This is a genomic window from Streptomyces sp. A5-4 (assembly GCF_051131715.1).
Taxonomy (GTDB): Bacteria; Actinomycetota; Actinomycetes; order Streptomycetales; family Streptomycetaceae; genus Streptomyces.
The window spans coordinates 74,978-91,485 of record NZ_CP178591.1 but is presented as its reverse complement, the minus strand read 5'-3'; the positions used below and the strand labels follow the sequence as shown (position 1 = coordinate 91,485).

General features: G+C 68.4%; 18 protein-coding genes and 2 pseudogenes. 14 read left to right on the top strand and 6 right to left on the bottom strand.

Going from position 1 to position 16,508, the window contains the following annotated elements; all coding sequences use genetic code 11:
• The first annotated feature begins 151 nt into the window (after positions 1–151).
• On the top strand, positions 152–1,258 hold the full coding sequence (locus tag ACLLJJ_RS00465) for an alpha/beta hydrolase (protein WP_434587224.1): 1,107 nt from the start codon (positions 152–154) through the stop codon (positions 1,256–1,258).
• A 1,199-nt stretch (positions 1,259–2,457) separates the two neighbouring features.
• Here ACLLJJ_RS00465 and ACLLJJ_RS00460 read toward each other — a convergent pair.
• Positions 2,458–2,640 (bottom strand): hypothetical protein, encoded by a 183-nt coding sequence (locus ACLLJJ_RS00460; protein WP_434587221.1) that lies wholly within the window; start codon positions 2,638–2,640, stop codon positions 2,458–2,460.
• Positions 2,641–2,898: 258 nt separating this feature from the next.
• A complete protein-coding gene (locus ACLLJJ_RS00455; RefSeq protein WP_434587220.1) occupies positions 2,899–3,558 on the bottom strand; it encodes a TetR/AcrR family transcriptional regulator in 660 nt (219 codons plus the stop codon).
• A gap of 63 nt (positions 3,559–3,621) precedes the next feature.
• Between ACLLJJ_RS00455 and ACLLJJ_RS00450 the strand changes: the two genes are divergently transcribed.
• The 5 genes and pseudogenes from ACLLJJ_RS00450 (at position 3,622) to ACLLJJ_RS00430 (ending at position 6,530) form a co-directional block, all read left to right on the top strand.
• Positions 3,622–4,248, top strand: a complete 627-nt coding sequence (locus ACLLJJ_RS00450) for a class I SAM-dependent methyltransferase (protein WP_434587219.1) — start codon at positions 3,622–3,624, stop codon at positions 4,246–4,248.
• A 52-nt stretch (positions 4,249–4,300) separates the two neighbouring features.
• Positions 4,301–4,462 (top strand): annotated as a pseudogene (locus ACLLJJ_RS00445) (IS3 family transposase); the annotation flags it as partial.
• Between the two features lie 35 nt (positions 4,463–4,497).
• A complete protein-coding gene (locus ACLLJJ_RS00440; RefSeq protein ID WP_434587218.1) occupies positions 4,498–4,899 on the top strand; it encodes a DDE-type integrase/transposase/recombinase in 402 nt (133 codons plus the stop codon).
• Positions 4,865–6,226 (top strand): IS30 family transposase, encoded by a 1,362-nt coding sequence (locus ACLLJJ_RS00435; protein WP_434587217.1) that lies wholly within the window; start codon positions 4,865–4,867, stop codon positions 6,224–6,226. Before ACLLJJ_RS00440 ends, ACLLJJ_RS00435 begins: the two co-directional genes overlap by 35 nt.
• Positions 6,207–6,530 (top strand): integrase core domain-containing protein, encoded by a 324-nt coding sequence (locus tag ACLLJJ_RS00430; protein WP_434600253.1) that lies wholly within the window; start codon positions 6,207–6,209, stop codon positions 6,528–6,530. The genes ACLLJJ_RS00435 and ACLLJJ_RS00430 overlap by 20 nt, the downstream gene beginning before the upstream one ends.
• Before the next feature lie 83 nt (positions 6,531–6,613).
• Here the strand turns inward: ACLLJJ_RS00430 and ACLLJJ_RS00425 are convergent.
• Positions 6,614–6,766 (bottom strand): annotated as a pseudogene (locus ACLLJJ_RS00425) (hypothetical protein); the annotation flags it as partial.
• Positions 6,763–7,218, bottom strand: coding sequence for a MauE/DoxX family redox-associated membrane protein (locus ACLLJJ_RS00420; protein WP_434587215.1), 456 nt, complete (start codon positions 7,216–7,218; stop codon positions 6,763–6,765). The gene ACLLJJ_RS00420 and the pseudogene ACLLJJ_RS00425, both read right to left, overlap by 4 nt.
• A gap of 266 nt (positions 7,219–7,484) precedes the next feature.
• Here ACLLJJ_RS00420 and ACLLJJ_RS00415 point away from each other — a divergent pair, with 266 nt between their 5' ends.
• Positions 7,485–7,781, top strand: a complete 297-nt coding sequence (locus ACLLJJ_RS00415; protein WP_434587213.1) for a hypothetical protein — start codon at positions 7,485–7,487, stop codon at positions 7,779–7,781.
• A gap of 70 nt (positions 7,782–7,851) precedes the next feature.
• Here the strand turns inward: ACLLJJ_RS00415 and ACLLJJ_RS00410 are convergent, their stop codons facing one another.
• Together ACLLJJ_RS00410 and merB are read right to left on the bottom strand one after the other, a co-directional pair.
• Positions 7,852–8,052: a hypothetical protein gene (locus ACLLJJ_RS00410; RefSeq protein ID WP_434587211.1), complete on the bottom strand. Its 201-nt coding sequence runs from the start codon at positions 8,050–8,052 to the stop codon at positions 7,852–7,854.
• A gap of 1,315 nt (positions 8,053–9,367) precedes the next feature.
• Complete coding sequence (gene merB, locus ACLLJJ_RS00405) at positions 9,368–10,315, bottom strand: organomercurial lyase (protein ID WP_434587209.1); 948 nt, start codon at positions 10,313–10,315, stop codon at positions 9,368–9,370.
• Between the two features lie 437 nt (positions 10,316–10,752).
• Here merB and ACLLJJ_RS00400 point away from each other — a divergent pair, with 437 nt between their 5' ends.
• The 7 genes from ACLLJJ_RS00400 to ACLLJJ_RS00370 all read left to right on the top strand — a co-directional run bounded on the left by ACLLJJ_RS00400 (position 10,753) and on the right by ACLLJJ_RS00370 (position 16,292).
• Positions 10,753–11,328 (top strand): redoxin domain-containing protein, encoded by a 576-nt coding sequence (locus ACLLJJ_RS00400; RefSeq protein ID WP_434587207.1) that lies wholly within the window; start codon positions 10,753–10,755, stop codon positions 11,326–11,328.
• Positions 11,329–11,331: 3 nt separating this feature from the next.
• Positions 11,332–12,183: a cytochrome c biogenesis CcdA family protein gene (locus tag ACLLJJ_RS00395; RefSeq protein WP_434587205.1), complete on the top strand. Its 852-nt coding sequence runs from the start codon at positions 11,332–11,334 to the stop codon at positions 12,181–12,183.
• A 240-nt stretch (positions 12,184–12,423) separates the two neighbouring features.
• Positions 12,424–12,918 (top strand): TQO small subunit DoxD, encoded by a 495-nt coding sequence (locus ACLLJJ_RS00390; RefSeq protein ID WP_326437162.1) that lies wholly within the window; start codon positions 12,424–12,426, stop codon positions 12,916–12,918.
• Positions 12,919–12,939: 21 nt separating this feature from the next.
• Positions 12,940–13,347 (top strand): Rv1678 family membrane protein, encoded by a 408-nt coding sequence (locus tag ACLLJJ_RS00385; RefSeq protein ID WP_434587203.1) that lies wholly within the window; start codon positions 12,940–12,942, stop codon positions 13,345–13,347.
• Positions 13,344–14,468: an Rv1679 family acyl-CoA dehydrogenase gene (gene fadE16, locus ACLLJJ_RS00380; protein WP_434587201.1), complete on the top strand. Its 1,125-nt coding sequence runs from the start codon at positions 13,344–13,346 to the stop codon at positions 14,466–14,468. The genes ACLLJJ_RS00385 and fadE16 overlap by 4 nt, the downstream gene beginning before the upstream one ends.
• Before the next feature lie 34 nt (positions 14,469–14,502).
• On the top strand, positions 14,503–15,315 hold the full coding sequence (locus ACLLJJ_RS00375) for an Rv1680 family SBP-like protein (RefSeq protein ID WP_434587199.1): 813 nt from the start codon (positions 14,503–14,505) through the stop codon (positions 15,313–15,315).
• Positions 15,309–16,292, top strand: a complete 984-nt coding sequence (locus tag ACLLJJ_RS00370) for an Rv1681 family radical SAM protein (RefSeq protein ID WP_434587197.1) — start codon at positions 15,309–15,311, stop codon at positions 16,290–16,292. Before ACLLJJ_RS00375 ends, ACLLJJ_RS00370 begins: the two co-directional genes overlap by 7 nt.
• The last annotated feature ends 216 nt before the right edge of the window (positions 16,293–16,508 follow it).

Here is a 16,508-nt window from a genome sequence, read left to right as displayed (position 1 = left end):
GTGGCACGGACACGCGGGGCCTCGGGTATCGACCGGTCACAAATGGCCGGTCGTACGGCCTGTTCGTCGGACGGTACGGGAGACCAACATCGGGGCGTCCGGTCCGCGGCGACTCACCCTGCCGCGCGCATCCCTCGACGACGGGTACCCGATGACGTTTCTCCGCTTCACCACGGTCGGCGCGGCCTTCACGCTCGCAGCCTTGACGGGCACCGGCACGGCGCACGCCGACGCACCGACTGCCGCGCCCTCCGCCTCCGCCGCCTCCGCCTCCGCCGTCCCCGCCTTCACCGACGGCTACGGTCTGACGGTGGTCCCGGGGGCCACCGAGGTGCACAGCCCTACCGACTTCACGATCACGGTCACCACGAAGCAGCTCTCCGGGAAGCACAAGATCCGCATCCTCCTTCCCGCCGGATACGACGCTGCTCCCGACCGGCGCTGGCCGGTCACGTACTTCCTGCACGGCGGCGGCGGCACTGTGGACGACGTCGCGGCGGCTCCGGCACTGCATTCGGACTCGATGATCACCGTGGTGCCGGACGGCGGGCTGAAGGGCTGGTACGCCGACTGGCTGATGCAGAACACGGCGGAAGGGGCCGCGAACTGGGAGACCTTCCACCTCGACCAGGTGGTCCCGTTCATCGATGCCGGCCTCCGTACCCGCACCGACCGGGCACACCGGGCCGTGGTCGGACTGTCCATGGGCGGCTACGGCTCCCTCCACTACGCCGAGGGTCGGCCCGACCTGTTCGGTCACGTCGCCGCGCTGTCGGGAGGCATCGACTTCGGCATGCCGCAGATCCGCGCGGCCGTCCTGGCCACTGAGCTCAACCTCACGGGCGCCTGGTGCGCGGTGAGCAGCTCGTCCAGCTCGTCGGGCTCCGGCCAGTGCACCGGCTACGGCCCCTATGTCGACAGCGACGCGATCTTCGGCTCGCCGTACCCGGTCTTCAACGCCGACCGTGTATGGAAGGCGGTCGATCCGGCCGCGCCGGCCAACCTCGCCAAGCTGTCCGGCACCGGCATCACCGTTTACACCGGTAACAACGACATCATCGACGTTCACACCGAGGCGGCCTCCAAGACCGTCAAGGCCCGCCTGGACCAACTCGGCATCCCCAGCCGCCTTGTCAACTACGGCAACGGCGCATCACTGGCCCCGAGCTGCAACGGCGGCCACAACTACGGCTGCTGGGCCCCCGCCTTCACCGACTACGTTCCGCGCCTCGAAGCCGCCTTCGCCGCGGCGCGCTGACCGACCGACAGAGCCGCGGACACGCCCGGTGGGTTCGCCAACTCGATCATGCGCACGTTCGCTGGCGGTCAAGACGTCGTTGCAGGTGGCCGAAATCGTCGGGGCGGAGATCACCGTCTCCTCGATCTGCAGGTCGGACCGGGGATCCAACCAACCCGGATAGATCTTCTCGCAACTTTGAATCCGTAGGTGGGAGGGTCCCTCCAAAGGAGCCACACCCACCTTCGAATGTAGGCGGAAGATCCCTGCTGTCAGCACGGGTTGGGCGAAACGCTATTCCGGCGTCGGCCCGGTGTGAGCAAGCCGGGGCGCCCTCGTCCAGCCAGCCCCGCTCCACCAGCCGCTTGATCATCTTGATGTGGTTGACACGGCCTTCGACGGGGCCGGAGTTCCAGTGAACGGTCGGTCCCTGGACGACGGCGTCCCATTCCTTCTCCAGACCGGTGGCGCGGCCCTGCTGTAGCCGCTGCGCCAAGTCGCGTGGAGCATCTCAAAACTGTCGGGCAGGTGTAGTTCGGCGCCCACACCGGCGCGGGCGGAGTGCCGCTCGGTGTGGACGGCGTGGTGGGCCGCGCTGGCGTCGATCGTCTCGTGCTGGCTGATGAGCAGGAGGTCGCCGAGGTCACGGAAGCGGCCGGAGGGTGTCGGACCGTGCCACTCGACCACGCTTTCGGAGACGATCTGCGTGGCGGCTCGTCGCGCAGCCCAACCACGAGCTGTGCGACGGTCCATCCGACGGGTGAGGTGCCCGGCGGCCCCGTTCAGCCTGCACCAAGAGCTGCGCGACCAGGGCGTTTACAGCGACTGGCTTCCGACTGAATTTCCAGAAACCAGCGACGCCTGACGTGTCGTCACTTTCAGAATGATCCCACAGTAATCGAACAGCACTGCGGCCAAAGCCTGTTCCTGCCATCGACGACCAACGGCGCCCAGGCACAAGGATTCCGCCCCACGCGACGGCGTCCCGCAGACTACACACAGGGAAGACCATGACGGAGCACGACGAAGTACACCGGCCACCCCAGGATTCCCCATTAGGCCCGCCGCCCGGCGTCTTCGGGCCATCGCCTCAGGCCGAAGTCCGCACGTCGGCCAGCGGCGCGGGTGCCCCATTCCGTGAAAGGCGACTCGGTGATGGCCTCAGCGACGATCGGATGCAGATCTTCCTCCGTCGCACCGGCCTCCTGGAGTTCGAGGATCTACTTCGCGTAGGTGGGTGAGATCGGCGTGGTGATGCTGCGCTCGCGGCCGTCGTCCGAGCTGTCCTTGCAGTCGAATCCGAAGTACGCCGTGATGTTCACCATCATGCCGCTGGAGGTGGACGCCCGCTCGCGTGCCTGTGCCCTGATATGAGGTTGCCACTCGGATTCGGTCTCCTCCACCAAGGCGGCCTGGAGGCGCTTCTGGGGCTTCGTCAGCTTCCCGGCGCGGTAGCGGCTCCACCGTGCGGCGGGAGATGCCCAGAGGCTCCGCCAGATCCTTCGCCGACTCCTTCGTACGCGTGAGGAGGAATTTCACCTGTGCCTTTGCGGAATTCGGCGCGGGCGGGGTGAAGACCTTCCGCTCCGCCCGCGCGAGGGCGTCCAGCAGCAGCCGACCGTGGACGTTGCTTCGGCGGAGGCCACCGAAGGGGCAGTGGCCTAGTCGTGGTCAGTGCAGAGGTGGGCAGTCAGGGCCGCGCAGGCCCACTCCTCCCAGGCGTCGGGGGACCAGCCCCGGTTGCGTACAAAGATCAGGTACAGCTCGGGGCTGAGGAGCCCGTACAGCAGGTCGGCGGCGCGGGCGGTGCCGATGTCGGGGCGGGCGTCGGGCTTGGAGGTCAGTGCCCTCGCTGCGGCGTGCTGGACGGTGTAGCGCGGGTCGGGGTCGGCGGGCCACTGCGCGGCGATCTCCGGGTCCGTGGCCGCGGCAGCCGCGATCAACGGCACGATCGGGGCGACGCGGCCCAGGATGTCGCGTACACCCCGCACATGGGCGCGCAGTTGCCCGGCTGCGGTGGGCTCGGCGCACGCGGCGCGGAACCAGTCCCGGTCAATCGTGGCGACTGGTTCGACGTCGCCCGCGATGGACGTGTCAACGACGTCCTTGAACAGCGTGCGCTTGTTGCGGAACACGAAGTACACGGTCTGGACGGCCACACCCGCGCGATCCGCAACCTCCTGAAGACTTGTCACGCCGTACCCCTGCGCGACGAACAGGTCCCGCGCCGCCGCGACGATCTTCTCGCGGGTGCGCCGCGAGCGCTCGGCCCGCTTGTCGGGGCGCTTGACGTTTCCGTCGGATCCCTTGACTGCATCCATGACTGGAGTCTATCTCTAGAGTTAGTCATTAGAGATGGACTCTAGCTTGTTGGAGGGGTGGCGATGAGTGAGACTCGGACGGCTGCGGAGCTCGACCAGGAGGCGGCCGTGCGCCGCATGTTGGAGGACTACTACCGGAACGGCGAGCCGCCGTGGGACAGCGGCGTCACGCCGCCCGAGCTGGTGGCCCTGGTGGAAGGGCCCGGCGCGCCGATGCCTGGCCGGGCCCTCGAACTCGGCTGCGGCACCGGGACCAACGCGGTATACCTGGCCCGGCACGGCTGGCGGGTGACGGCCGTCGACCTGGTCGACCGCGCGGTCCGGCAGGCGAGGGAGAAGGCGGCCGCGGCTGGAGCGGACGCCACGGTGCTGTGCGGGGACGCCACCCGACTTGACGAGGTGGGCGTGCCCGGCCCGTACGACCTGTTCTTCGACCTGAGCTGCTACTGCGGGATTCCACCACACCGCCGCGACGCCTACGCCGCCGGCCTCACGAAGCGTGCCGCCCCCGGCGCACGACTGCTGATGTTCGGCTACGGGCCCGAGGCGTTCGACGACCCGATCTCCGGCGTCACCGCCGACGAACTCAGCGCCAGGTTCACTGGGTGGCAGTTGGCCGACGTGACACCCGGCACGAACCCGGTCCCGACGTTCTGGTTCACGCTGCACCGCACGGCCGGCATGTCGTGAACTCAGCCACACCGGGCCACTCCAGGCCACGGACCCCGCGCGCCTCGAAGGGGAGGTCGAGGAGATTTTCAAGGAGTCCGGCGGCACCTATGGATCGCCGAAGATCTTCATCCTGCTGGTTCGCGAGGGCTGGCGGATCTCGGTGAACACTGTGGCCAGGCTCATGGCGGAACTCGGCCTCGTCGCCCGGGTGGTGAAACATGGAGGGGGCTGACCAGGCAGGGCAAGCGGTCGGCCGCCCCGGACTTCGTGAATCGCGACTTCACCGCCGAACAGCCGGATCTCGTCCGGGCGGGCGATATGACCGAGATTGCGACCGGCGAGGGCAAGCTCTGCCTCGCCACCGTCATCGACCTGTTCTCACGCCGCCTGCTCGGCTACGCGATGGCCGCCCAGCATGATGCGGGCCTGTTCGTCGCCGCGCTGAACATGGCCGCGGCCACCTGCGGCGGGGACGTCCGCGGCGTCATTTTTCATAGCGGCCGCGGGTCGGAAGGCGAATTCAACTGGTCGTCGCAACACCTTCTGATCACGGAGGTGTGTGATGGGACTACCGAGGAAGCAGCTGCCGGAGGTGCCATCGGGTGCGCGGCGGCAGTGGGCCGCGGACAAAGCGATGCGGCCGCCGATGCGTTCACCGGGCCGGCCTGAGCCTTCGCGTGCTGTGCAACGGGAGTTCTGGCGTCTGATCGCATCTGGGATCACCTCTGTCCAGGCCGCCGAGGGGGTCGGCGGGTCGGCACCGGTCGGGATTCGATGGTTTCGACACGCTGGCGGGATGGCGCCGCTGAGTCTGGACGAGCCCTTGGGCCGCTACCCGTCGTTCGCCGAACGCGAGGAGATCGCACTGCTCAAGGCTCAGGACAAGGGCGTGCGTGAGATCGCCCGCACGATCGGGCGCGACCCGGGAACGATCTCTCGCGAGCTGCGTCGCAACGCCGCGACCAGGGGCGGCAAGCCGGCCTACCGCGCTGTGGTGGCCCAGTGGAAAGCGCAGCAGGCCGCGAAACGCCCCAAGACGGCGAAGCTCGTGGACAACGACAGTTTGCGTGAGTATGTGCAGGACCGGCTCGCCGGTGACGTCCGTCGGCCCGACGGCACGATCGTTCCAGGTCCCGCGACGCCGCCGTGGAAGGGCCTGAACAAACCCCATCGCCAGGACAGGCGGTGGTCAACAGCATGGAGCCCGGAGCAGATCGCCTGTCGGCTGCGGGTCGACTTCCCTGATGATGATTCCATGCACATCAGCCACGAGGCGATCTACCAGTCGCTGTTCATCGAGGGCCGAGGTGCGCTCAAGCGCGAGCTGGTCACGTGTCTGCGCACGGGCCGTGCGCTACGGGAGCCATGGGCGCGGTCCAGGAACAAGCCGCAGGGCCACGTCACCGCTGACGTCGTTCTGAGCGAGCGCCCGGCCGAGGCCGGCGACCGTGCTGTCCCCGGCCATTGGGAGGGCGACCTGATCATCGGGACGGGCAGATCCGCGATCGGCACGCTCGTCGAGCGCAGCAGCAGGTCCACGCTCCTGGTCCATCTGCCACGGCTGGACGGCTGGGACGAGAAACCCTATGTGAAGAACGGGCCGTCGCTCGGCGGATACGGGGCCGTCGCGATGAACGCGGCACTGACAAAGTCGATGACCAAGTTGCCCGGGCAACTACGCAAGACCCTCACCTGGGACCGCGGGAAGGAACTCTCCGGCCACGCCCAGTTCGCCATGGAGAGCGGGACGCGGGTGTTCTTCGCTGACCCGCACTCACCCTGGCAGCGACCGACGAACGAGAACACCAACGGGCTTCTGCGACAGTACTTCCCGAAAGGCACAGACCTCTCCCGGTGGTCCGCCGAAGACCTCGAAGCCGTCGCGTACGCACTCAACAATCGGCCCCGCAAGATCCTCGGCTGGAAGACCCCCGCCGAAGTCTTCGAAGAGCAACTACGCTCACTACAACAACCCGGTGTTGCATCGATCGGTTGAACTCGCCGAATATACGTCTCTAAAGTTTGGCCGGACTTGCCGCGAGCTGGGGGTTTTTCAGTCCATGGGCAGAGTCGGATCTTGTTTCGGCAACGACGTGAGCGAGGCGTTCAACAGCCTGCTGAAGATCGGGTACGTCCATCGGCACACCTTCACCACCCGGGCCGAGGCCCGCCTCAAGATCGATACCTGGATCACCGACTTCTGCAACACCCGTCGGCTCCACAGCATTTGCAGCTTCAAGAGCCCGAACGACTGCGAACACGAGCACCGCACCGGCCTCACCCCGGGGCTGGCCGCATAGAGGAAGTCTCCACGTTCGCGGGGGATTGGCACCTCGAAGGGGCCGTGCTCCCTGCAGCGTTTACGCAGGTAGACCTTCCCCTCGCAAATGTTGACCTGCGCGTCGACCGGGGTCTTGCAGATCGGGCAGCTCGACTTGGTGAACTCGATGAACACTTCGTCACGGTCCCGCTTGACCGGTGTCGCCGGTGTCGGCGCTGCCTGGTCCGTGGCCGGTGCCGTCTCGTCCGTTGTCATCGCATCTTCACATGGTCATCGTCGTGGGCCACCCCGGTGCGGGTTCGGGCCTGATCGGGGTCGGTCCGGGCCCGGCGGGCGGCACGCAGCAACGCGGCCGCGTACAGGAGGGTCAGCGCGTCCTGGACCAGCACGATCCAGGACAACGGCTGGGACAGGTAGACCCCGAAACAGCCGCGGTTCGCGACAGCAAGGCCGCGGGCGTATGCCTGCGCCGCCAACGCGGTCCACATCACCGAGACGGCTGTGCAGACCCACACCGGGGCGAATGCCTTCGATCGCGGGCGGGCCAGGAACCAGATACCGCACCCCAGCTCGCCCGCGATCAAGATCACCGCTAGCGCGGTCGCGGCGGCGCCGTCCACCAGCCCGTACGCGGCCAGAATCGCGGGCATCTGCCCGAAGGAGACGAGCTGGCCGAGAGCCATCGCCGTGTACAGCGCGCCCAGCACGCTCCGCAGCATCATTGTGTGGACGCGCTACGCCCGGATTGGGCCGAGAACTGTTAGGCCGGTCACCGAACAGGCACCTCATCCGAGCGACCATGAGCAACACGGGGTGCTGCCGCCGAGCCTGCTGGCGGGATGCCTCGGAACAGAGGGGCGTGCCCGCTCGTGGTGCGTGTCGGCCGGAGGATGCCCACCGGGATCGGCAGACACCAGACACCCGGTACCCGCTGATCGCGCGTAGAATCGGCTTATACCCGCAGGGAGGCGTCATGCGACGCACCATCCGCATCGGACCGTTCAGATTCGGGACCAGCCGCAGCCGGGAGCGCGCGGTGGCCGGCCCGGTGAGCCGCGATCGTTTCGCCGTTGATGTGGCAGAGGGCCTGATGGGCGTCGGCGTCCCGTTCAGGCGCGGGTGCAGCGCCCTGGGGTTCCGCGTGCTCGTCACTGACAAAGAAACCGGCCGACGCCAGTACGTCTCCGAGAACTACACCCACGACCTCGCGTACGCAGATGGCGAAAAGTACATCACCAAACTGGTCGCCGGCAGGAAGCGCGTGAAGTGACAGTGGGCCCTGCCCGGTGCGTGCAGGGCCGGGCCAACCGCTTGGTGGGCCGCCGCGGGCGTGCGGCACGTCACCGCAGGAGTGCGCGCCGCTCCGCTTCCTCCTTGACCGACCGGAGCGAGCCCGCGACCGTCTTCTCCCACTGTGCGGCGACCAGACGGCCCCAGCGTTCTCCCAGCGCCCACCCGTCGGTGCCCAGCTCACCCCGGTACTCCAGCCGCGAACCCCATCCTTGCTCGATGAGGTGGAAGGACTCGACGACGGTAGGCACCGGCCCGCGCACGAGGCGGAGGTCGACCCGATCGGGGCGGGTGAACCGCGGTGAACCGCACCGTCTCTGCCGTCGTTGCGGTCAGCCGCCCGCCTGCTACAGGGGTGAAGTGCGCGGCGAGCACCATGTCGGCGGCCCGCTCCAGTTCCTGCACCTTCTCCCGCATCGCCCGGGTGACTCGCCCGAGGTAAGGCTGGGCGATCACATCGAAGACCACGTCCCGAGGCGCGCTGATGTCGATCACCTGCGGCCCCAGGGAACGGGTCCGCCGGCCCACACCCAGGTCGAGCGGCAATGCCCCGGTCACCAGCCCCACATACCCGGCCGCAACACCGCCACCCGCCACCGTCACCATCGCCAGCCGTCTGACCATCGCCATACCCACGTTCGTCCTTCCGTCCGCTCCACGTGCCGTCCGGGGCACGACGCTACGGCCCGCAGCCACGGCTGTCGGCGATCGCGCTCACCTTCCGCCCACAGGTCGGCCGTCTAACGTGAGCACGACGACTCGCGCCCGAAGAAAGGCCGGCCAGCGTGCCCGTATCCGATCTCGCCGACGTGCTGACACTGGTCCGCGGCAACCTCCCCGCGCTGGCCACGGGGTCGGGTCGCTGGTCCGGCGTGGTGGCGATCGCCTCGGATCTGGCCGACGGCCACCTCGCCCGCCGCCAGGGGACCGTCTCCCCGTTCGGCGACTACGCCGAACTCTTTCGCCGACGCCGGGTTCTGGACCTGGCTGGTGCTGCGGCACGAACCCAGCCGAACCGTCCGCGTCGCAGCGAGCACCGCATGGGTGGTGCCAGTTGCCGCAGTGACAGCCGCCAGTGTTGCCCGGGGCACGATGGCGGCGCGGCCCCGGCCGGCGCTGCTGCGTCCCGCGGCCGCGATGCAGGCCATTGTCGCGGTACGTCACCTCCTGCGCCCCTGACCGGCGCAGTCGACAGTCGCCGTCCGGCCATTGGCGGCCAAAGCAGTACGGACGGCGGCCGTCTTACCCGTTCACGCATCCCCACCATGGCTCTCGGCGGTCTCCGGTGGGTCTCACTGCTGGCTGCCACAGAACTGCGCCATCGACTCCTCCGTGCTCCGGGGGAAGGTTCCGGCGCGATCGCAGTATTCGGCGGCGAGCAAGCCGCAGCCTCAAAGGTGCAGACGGGATGAGGGCGCGGACGAGGCAGCCGCAGGTCCGCAACAGTCCTTCGGACGGCCGAGACGTTGAGCTCCTCGAAGGGGCGAGCCGATCAGGTGCCGAACTGGCGAATCCGTCGGAGCCAGACAATTGCCACTTGCAGTAAGTGCGGCGAGCCGATCCCGGCTATGCGAGAAGGGGGCCGAAAATGTCGCGGCCGAGCTCCACCGCGGTGGGCTGGTCAAGCACGGTGGCGGTCACCTGCGGATGCTCTGCGATCCACGCCGCCGCACTTGCCGCGGCAGTGAAGAAGTTGATGGAGGAGCGGCAGGAATCAACAGAACGACCGACCTGGCCAGTGGCCGCGTACACCACCACTGTGCTCGCGGGGATGAACTCGGCGACGCCGTCGGTGACCGTGACGGTGACCGACTGCAAGGTCTGCGGATCCATGGAACTGATCGTGGCGTCCACGCCCAGCATGTACGGCATGCCGAGGGCGTCGATGGCGCACATCGCGTAGCCCCCGGCTTCGGCCCACCGCACCTCATGCTGTGTCGGGGACGGGGAGAAGGGGTATGCGGCGACAAGCTGTCCGTCGCCATCGACCGCCACCAGATCAACCGCGGCAAGCTCCTGCAGCGCCGTAGCGGGATCCAAACCGGCAGACTGGGACAGCGCCGCCAGATCCGCGGCCGCCGGAGCACCCCCGGTCGCGGCGAAATACCCGAGCACGCCGCGGTACACCTGACGCAGCCCTTCAGGCAGCTGAGCTGCGCGCTCCGGGCGATCAGCCCGGATCGCGTCATCAGGCCCCGTGCCGCATTGCGACTCGGCGGGCACGGCCGAGACCCCGAAGTCCCTGCAGCGTGGTGGCACGCGGTCGGCCATTGCGGCACACAATGCGGCCTGGATGTCTTGACGGGTAGGAAGATCGAGCCGGCACGCCGCTTGCTCCTCCCCCGCGCCGCCCATCACATCCACGCCTTCGACAAGGACGGTCGGGGAACGGTACTCCCCGACGACTTCGGTGAACGACAGCGGCAGCCCCAGCTCAGCCAGGCAGGAGCGCAGCAGCGCGCGAGTGGCCGGCAAATGAGGGCAGTCGGGTACGGAGCGCAGTTCCACGATCATCTGGCGATGATGCACCCCGTACCCCGCTTCAGGGTCAAGTGCCCGACGTGCACACTGGAAGCATGCGCATAGGTGAGGTCGCCGAAGCCGCCGGTGTCACTGTGGGAGACCCTGCGTTTCTACGAACGCCGAGGCGTCCTCGCCGCACCACGCCGGCTCGGCCCCGTGTGCTCGGCACCCGCAGCCCACAGATCGCCCTCACCCATCATCAGGTCGCAGCCCTGGCCGGCCCCCCCCTGAAGCCACAGCCAACGATCCTGCGCGAGTACGTCGGCCAAGGTCTGATCCGACTCGCCAGAGGCCGCAGCACCGTCCTCGACACCGATCGGCTGAAGGACCAGGCGGGCTGACGTCACGGAATCGTAAGAACACCACAGCACCATCCACTGGGCCGACCGATCTACATTCAGGGCCCATACCAAACATCAGGAGCAGACATGCGTGCCCGCTCGTTCTTCCCAGCCGTCCTGGCCGCCGGCCTGCTCACGGTGACCGGCTGCGGCTCCGGCGGCAGGTCCACCTCGCCCGATGATGCGGGCACGGACGGCTCCACCACAGCCACGGCCTCCGCTCCCGCCTCGGCGGACAGCAGTCCTTCGGGGGCAGTTCCCGAGGCGCTGCGCTTCACCGGGACCACCCTCGACGGGGAGCCGTTCGACGGCGCGACGCTCGCCGGTAAGCCCGCGGTGTTGTGGTTCTGGGCTCCGTGGTGCCCCAAGTGCAAGGCCCAGGGACCGGAGACGGCGAAAGTCGCGGCCGAGTTCAAGGGGAAAGTCAACGTCGTCGGGGTGGCTGGTCTTGACCAGCCGGAAGCCATGAAGAAGTTCGTCTCCTCCACCAAGATCGACGGCTTCCCGAACCTGTCCGACGAGCCGGGCACCATCTGGAAGAAGTTCGAGATCACCGAGCAGAGCACCTACATCGTGCTCGACAAGGACGGGAAGACCGTCTTCACCGGTGTGTTGCCGGGCGGCAAGGGGCTCTCCGACAAGCTCGACGGACTCGTCGGCTGACCGGTGTCCGACCTCCCCATCGCCCTGGCGCTGACCGCGGGCATGCTCGCCGCCGTCAACCCCTGCGGTTTCGCACTGCTCCCCGCGTACCTGTCCCTGCTCATCATCGGCGACGACTCACCCAGCAGGGCCTCCGCCGTCGGCCGCGCACTGACGGCGAGCGCCGCCATGACCGCCGGATTCGCCGGCGTCTTCGCCCTCTTCGGCCTCGCCATCGCCCCGGTCGCCGGCCAGATCCAGCAGCATCTGCCCTGGTTCACCATCGTGTTCGGACTGCTGCTGGTCCTCGTCGGAGGCTGGCTGCTGGCCGGACGCACCCTGCCCCCGCTCCTGCCGAAACTCCGCCGTGCCCCCCGGGTCACCCGGTCCCTGACCTCCATGGCCCTGTTCGGCGGCGCCTACGCCATCGCCTCCCTGGGCTGCACCATCGCACCGTTCCTCGCCATCGTCGTCTCCGCCTTCCGCGGCGGTTCGACGGCCGAGGGCATCGTGCTGTTCACGGCGTACGCTGCCGGGATGGGCGTCATCGTCGGCGCGGCCGCGCTCTCCGTAGCCCTGACCCGCACCGCCCGCGTGTCAGGCATCCGGCGGCTGGGAGCCTTCGCCTCACGGCTGGGAGGCGCCCTGCTACTCCTGGCAGGGGCCTATGTGGCGTACTACGGCTGGTACGAGATCCGCCTCCTGCGGGGCGGCCCGGACACCGACCCGGTGATCGACGCGGCGGGCGAAGTGCAGCGATGGCTGGCGGAAACGCTGACCTGGATCGGCGTCCCCGCCGTGGCCGCGGCCCTCGCCCTACTGATCGTCGGCGGGCTGATGCGCCGACGCCGCGGCCGACCACGCACCCACCCCTGACGCACCGCCGTCCACTCCCCAAGAGCGGGACCCTGTAGTGGCGGCTGTGGGGCGCCTGGGCCAAGGCGCCCCTTTTTCGTAAGGGCTGTCCGGCTTGCGGGGTACGCGTCGGCGTGAGTCGATGGACGTGCGGCTTCGGACGAATCCCCGTCCGCGGTCCAAGGTCAAAGGTCGCCAAACATGGACGTGCCCAACGGGTCCCCGAAACGTCGCGCAGAGGAGCCTCTGGGCTCTTCTCGGTTGTCCCGTCTGCTGCTGGCAGTCTGCCGCGTCGCGGTCGGCCTGCTGTGGATTCAGAATCTCTCGTGGAAGCATCCTCCGGCCTTCGGCAAGGACTCAGGCCCACCGCGGGACCTCTACCGCTGGACGCTGAACGGCGTCGAGCACGAGGTTTTCGCTCCGTGGGCGTGGTTGGTCGAGCATGTGATCATTCCGAATTTCGCGGTGTTCGCCTGGGGCGCCTTCGCCGTAGAGGCTTGCCTGGGCGCGTTCCTGCTGGTGGGCCTGGCAACCCGGTTCTGGGCACTCGTGGGGCTGGTGCAGACGACCGCGATCACTTTCTCGGTCTTGAACACCCCACACGAATGGTTCTGGTCGTACTTCCTCATGTACGTCGCGCATCTGGCGCTCCTGGCCACCGCTGCGGGCCGTGCCTATGGAGTGGACGGTGCGCTGCGCCCCGCCTGGCGGCAGCGCCACGGACTGCTGTCACGGCTACTGCTGGTCGCGTCGTAAGGGTTGCGAAGGAGGCATTCGGTGAAGGCACCACGGACAGCGATCGCCAAGGCCGCTACCGGCCTGGGGCTGGGAGCTGCGGCAAGCGTCGTAGTGGGGATCTCGGACGCGCCCCCGTGGCGGATCGTCACGCTCGGCGGTACGGGAATGCTGGTCCTGCTCATCCTGGCGTGCCTGACGGTCGCCGCGGGGCTCTCCGGGGTGCAGGCCCTGATCGTCCTGGCCGGGACCGGGTTTCTCGCCGCTACCGCCCTGCAGCTGGTCCAGATCGGGTGGACGGATGCGAACCTGCTCGGCGGTGACGGCTCGACCGTGGCCCTGCTCCTTGCGTTCGCAGTCGGTTTGCTGGCCCTCGGCCTTGCCCCGGCGGCTCACCGCGATGCCCCGGATCCGTCCCCATCCTCCTCAGGAAGGCCCGACTCCCCATGAACATGGACAGCACGCTGAAGCCGGTCCTGGCCACTGCTGCGGAGCACGCCCCCGCAGTGGACGCGGACGGCCGGTTCCCCAGCGAAGCGGTTTCCGCTCTGGGCACGTCCGGCCTGATGGGCCTGCCCCTCCCTGAGCAGGTGGGCGGGCTCGGCGCAGGCCCGCCGGAGTTCGCCCACGTCACGGCCGAACTGGCGGAAGTCTGCGGTTCGACCGCCATGATCTATCTGATGCACATCTGCGGTGCCATGACGGTGCTGGCCTCGCCACCGCCCGGACTCCCGTCCCTCCCGTCCGAAATGGCCACCGGCCGGACCTTGGCGACCCTGGCGTTCAGTGAGCCCGGATCCCGCTCGCACTTCTGGGCACCGATCACCCAGGCCAAGCACAATGGTGGCGACGATGTGCGGTTCACCGCGGACAAGAGCTGGGTCACCTCCGCCGGCCATGCGGGGCTGTACGTCACCTCTGTACTGTCGGCCGACGAGCCGGGCGCCGTCGACCTCTACGCCGTCCAGGCGGGCCGGCCGGGCGTGAGCGTCACCGGCTCGTTCCGCGGCCTTGGGCTGCGAGGCAACGCCTCCTCGCCGATGCGCTTCGACGTGACGGCTGCGGACACCACGCGTCTGGGCCCGGCCGGCGCGGGGTTCGCACTGATGACTGAGACGGTGATGCCCTGGTTCAACCTGGGCAACGCGGCCGTCTCCCTGGGCCTGGCCCGATCCGCCCTGAAGGCCGCCGTGCGGCACACCAGCAGCGCCAGACTTGAGCACACCGGCCAGACCCTGGCCGAATTGCCCACCATTCGCGCCCGGCTGGCCCGCACCTCGCTGCAACTCGCAGCCGCAACCGCCTATCTCCACCAGGCGGCGGCGAGCATCACCGCACCCGACGAGGACACACCGCTGTACGTCCTCGGCGTCAAGGCGCTGGCCAACGACACCGCCCTGACCGTCACGGACGACGCCATGCGGGTGTGCGGCGGCGCGGCATTCTCCCAGCACCTGGGCATCGAGCGGTCTTTCCGGGACGCCCGCGCGGGTCATGTCATGGCCCCCACCGCCGATGTTCTCTACGACTTCTACGGCAAGGCCATCACCGGCCAGCCGGTATTCGGCTGACCCCGCACAGCACGAGCATCAGGAAGAGGAGACCATGACGGAACCGCTGGTGGTAGGCGCGGTGGCGTACACCCCCAACGTCGTGCCCATCTGGGAGGGCATCCGCGACTACTACCGCACAGCGCCCGTCGGCATGGACTTCGTCCTGTTCTCCAACTACGGCCGCCAGGTCGACGCTCTGCTGGCCGGCACCATCGACATCGCCTGGAACACCAACCTGGCCTGGGTACGCACCGTCCTCCAGGCCGACGGCCACGCCACGGCGCTCGCCATGCGCGACACCGATCTGGCATTCCGCAGCCATTTGGTCTGCCGCGCTGGTGCGGGACTTCGCGGCCCGGGGGACCTCAAGGGGCGACGGTTGGCGCTGGGCAGCCGGGACTCCGCGCAGGCGGCGATCCTGCCGCTGCACTATCTGCGCCGCGAGGGGATCACCGACGGTGAAGTCGAACTCCTGCGCATCGACAGCGATCTAGGCAAGCACGGCGACACCGGCCGCAGCGAACTGGACGCCATCCGGGCCGTACTCGACGGCGACGCGGACGCCGCCGCGATCGGCATCACCACCTGGGAGGCCATCGGACGCGACGAACTCATGCCCGGCGCCCTGGAATCCTTCTGGACCAGCCCCGCCTACTGCCACTGCAACTTCACCGCCCTCGACACCCTCGACACGGCACGCACCGAACCCTGGACAGCACACCTGCTGGCCATGGACTGGGACGACCCCGAACACCGCCGCATCCTGGAACTCGAAGGGCTCAGACGCTGGGTACGCCCCGAACTCGACGGCTACACGGACCTCTTCCAAGCCGTCGAAGAACAGGACATCGCACCACGATGGTGATCCTCGAACTGGTCGAGCAGGTCCTCTCCATGGCGGAGGGAGACACCATCACGCTGCCGCTTGACTCGGCGGACGAACGGAACCTGGCTGCCGCGTGGTGCGCCCGCACCGGCAACACCCTGGTGGCCGCCGACGACAGCAGCGTCACGGTCCGGCGCGGACGCCCGGCGGATCCAGTGGCAGCACTTCCCGCGGACCGCCGCCCCGGCGCACGCCTGTGGCTCTACACCAACTTCGACTGCAACCTCGCCTGCGACTACTGCTGCGCACGATCCTCACCCCAAGCGGACCGACGCGCACTGGGCGTGGACCGGGTACGGGAGATCGCCGAGGCCGCACCCGCCGCCGGAGTCACCGAGATCTTGCTCACCGGCGGCGAACCGTTCATACTCCCCGACCTCGACCAGATCGTCGCCAACTGCACCGCCGCGCTGCCCACCACCCTCCTCACCAATGGCATGCTTTTCCGCGGACACCGGCTCCAGATGCTCCAGGCCATGCCCCGCGACCGCCTCACCCTGCAGATCAGCCTCGACTCCGCCACCCCGGACCTGCACGACACCCACCGGGGCAAAGGCAGTTGGGCCAAAGCCGTCGCCGGCATCCGCACCGCACTCGGTGAGGGTTTCACCGTACGGGTGGCAGCCACCCTCACCACCGACGACCTCAAGGAGGAGCGCGAGCTTCGATCCTTCCTCGACTCGCTCGGCATCCCACACCAGCACCAAGTGGTCCGGCCCCTCGCCCACCAGGGCGCCGCCGACGACGGCCTCGAACTCACGGTGGAAACCCTGATTCCAGAGGTCACCATCACCGCCGACGGCGTGTACTGGCACCCCGTCGGAGCCGACAACGACGAGCAACTCGTCACCCGCGACATCTTCCCCCTGGACGCCGTCATCGACCTCGTCCGGGAGCAGTTCCGCGCCCACCAGGCCACAGCGGACGCCGCTGCCCGCACCTTCCCCTGCGCATGAGCTGGTCCTGGGCGAGCAATGCGTTCTACCTGCCGAGCGACAGCATCCCGCCGTGATCCCGGCCCGTTCAACCGACAAGGACTTATGAATGATTGAGGCTGATAGTCGGGCGCTGGATATTCGGAAGTATCGATTCTGCGGAGACGGAGTCACTTCAGATACCGATGAAACCCGAGGTGATGGACCGGAAGGGGCTGCTTACGGTGCAGAAACGAA

Coding starts and splice junctions, on each gene's coding strand:
- ACLLJJ_RS00450 (WP_434587219.1), top strand. CDS start 3,622: ATGAGTGAGACTCGGACGGCTGCGGAGCTCGACCAGGAGGCGGCCGTG.
- ACLLJJ_RS00415 (WP_434587213.1), top strand. CDS start 7,485: ATGCGACGCACCATCCGCATCGGACCGTTCAGATTCGGGACCAGCCGC.
- ACLLJJ_RS00455 (WP_434587220.1), bottom strand. CDS start 3,558: ATGGATGCAGTCAAGGGATCCGACGGAAACGTCAAGCGCCCCGACAAG.
- ACLLJJ_RS00465 (WP_434587224.1), top strand. CDS start 152: ATGACGTTTCTCCGCTTCACCACGGTCGGCGCGGCCTTCACGCTCGCA.
- ACLLJJ_RS00400 (WP_434587207.1), top strand. CDS start 10,753: ATGCGTGCCCGCTCGTTCTTCCCAGCCGTCCTGGCCGCCGGCCTGCTC.
- ACLLJJ_RS00370 (WP_434587197.1), top strand. CDS start 15,309: ATGGTGATCCTCGAACTGGTCGAGCAGGTCCTCTCCATGGCGGAGGGA.
- fadE16 (WP_434587201.1), top strand. CDS start 13,344: ATGAACATGGACAGCACGCTGAAGCCGGTCCTGGCCACTGCTGCGGAG.
- merB (WP_434587209.1), bottom strand. CDS start 10,315: ATGATCGTGGAACTGCGCTCCGTACCCGACTGCCCTCATTTGCCGGCC.
- ACLLJJ_RS00375 (WP_434587199.1), top strand. CDS start 14,503: ATGACGGAACCGCTGGTGGTAGGCGCGGTGGCGTACACCCCCAACGTC.
- ACLLJJ_RS00435 (WP_434587217.1), top strand. CDS start 4,865: ATGCGGCCGCCGATGCGTTCACCGGGCCGGCCTGAGCCTTCGCGTGCT.